Raw genomic sequence first — 1,679 nt, 5'->3', positions numbered from 1 at the left:
CGTGAGAACAGGGCGTGCTTGCAATGGTAGCAGCGCATGCGGCCGTTGGCCGCCACTTCCGGAACCTCCAGGGGATTAGCGGCGAGCAGCAGGTAATCGAACTCGTTTTCCTGGGCCCATTCCAGGGCAAAGGCGGTTTCCGCAGCCGCTATGTGCGGTCCCTCCGCATGCAGGAGCAACGGGCGAAGACCGCCCAGCTTGGCGGCATGGGCGAGAAAGCGGCTGTCCAGTCCGCCGGAAAAGGCGACGGCGATCCATCCATCCCGGGCCAGAGCACCCAGCCGGGCGTGCAATGCGGCCAGTTTGTTTTCAGTCTGATAAGGCAAGAAGATATCCTCAGGTAGCGCCTACGCTCCGAAGAGTTCGGCGGCTTCTTTCATTTTGTCGCGCACGGGCACCTGGAACGGGCAGTTGCCCTCGCAGGAGCCGCACTGGATACAGTCCCCGGCCTTGTGTTCCAGGGCGAGATAATGCTGCCGAGCCAGTTCGTCGCCGACCTGGGCCAGATCCAGGAACTTGTTCACCCGGGCGATGTCGATGTTGACCGGACAGGGCAGACAATGGTTGCAGTACACGCATTTGCCGAGCATTTCCTCGAAGTGCAGGTCCGCGATAAAGGCGTAGTCGCGCTCTTCGCGGGTGGAATCGTAATAGGCGATCCAGTCAGTGAGGTTCTCCACCGAGTCCGCGCCGAGCATACAGGAAAGCACGGCCGGGCGGTCCAGGCAATATTGCAGGCACTGGGGCACGGTCAGCGCCCGCCCGAAGGGCGAGGTGCGGCCGTCCAGCAGGCGGCCGGCGCCGAGCGGCTTCATGACAGTGATGCCCACGCCGAGTTTTTCGGCCAGGCGGTAGAGTGCTACCCGTTCCTCTGCCACGTTCAGGGAATTCATGGCGCTCCAGTCCTCTTCCAGCGGGTTGTTGGCCACCGGGTCGAGGTCGTAGGCCGGGTTGATGCTGAACATGAACAGGTCGAAATCGCCTTGCTCCAGGAATTTCCTGGCCACGTCCACCCGGTGGGAGGCGAAACCGAGTTTCTTGATCCTGCCCTCGCGCTTCAACTGCAGGCCGAAATTATAGGTGCCCTCCGCGAAGACCCGCTCGTAATCGTCGAAATCGTCCACATAGTGGATGTAGGCGATGTCCGCGTAGTCGGTATCCAGATCGGCCAGCTGTTTCTCGAAACCGCGCCTGACCTCTTCAAGATCGCGCGTCCGCTTGTACTGGCCGTCTTCCTGAAAGGTCAGGCCGAGATGCAGGGCCAGCATCACCTTGTCCCTGCGCCCGGCAAGGGCTTTACGCACCTTGGGAAAGACTTCGGCGGTCTCCGTGGCCAGGTCGATGATGTTGATACCATTCGCGATGGCGTAATCAACCATGGTTTTCATGGTCTCGTGTGACACGGCATGCAGCTTTGAACCGCCGATGCCGACAGTGCTTATTCTCTCCCCGCCTTTGGGAAACGTTCTGTATTCCATATATGCTCCTGTGCTTGGTTCTATTTGATGCCTTCCCACCAGCGGCCGAACGCCTGTTCCCGTCCGTCCAGCCAGACCGGCTGGCCGATTTTCGGGGTCAGCAGGGTAAAAGGCTTGCCTTTGGCGGCTTCCGCAGCCCGGATGAACGGTTCGTCCCAGGGGTGGGAGGCGATGGCGAAGCGGCCGGAATGCGCCAACATC

At 60.9% G+C, this 1,679-nt stretch carries 1 protein-coding gene and 2 pseudogenes; all 3 read right to left on the bottom strand.

Annotated elements, in window-relative coordinates; translation table 11 throughout:
• Positions 1-326: pseudogene (locus V6C07_RS09220) on the bottom strand (tRNA(Ile)-lysidine synthetase); the annotation flags it as partial.
• A gap of 21 nt (positions 327-347) precedes the next feature.
• Positions 348-1,478, bottom strand: coding sequence for an aldo/keto reductase (locus V6C07_RS09215; protein WP_333536128.1), 1,131 nt, complete (start codon positions 1,476-1,478; stop codon positions 348-350).
• Between the two features lie 20 nt (positions 1,479-1,498).
• Positions 1,499-1,679: pseudogene (locus V6C07_RS09210) on the bottom strand (hypothetical protein); the annotation flags it as partial.

The organism is Desulfovibrio sp. 1214_IL3152 (assembly GCF_036763055.1).
Taxonomy (GTDB): Bacteria; Desulfobacterota; Desulfovibrionia; order Desulfovibrionales; family Desulfovibrionaceae; genus Desulfovibrio.
Note: the sequence above shows the minus strand (reverse complement) of the source record. Positions and strands in the feature narration are given on the sequence as shown.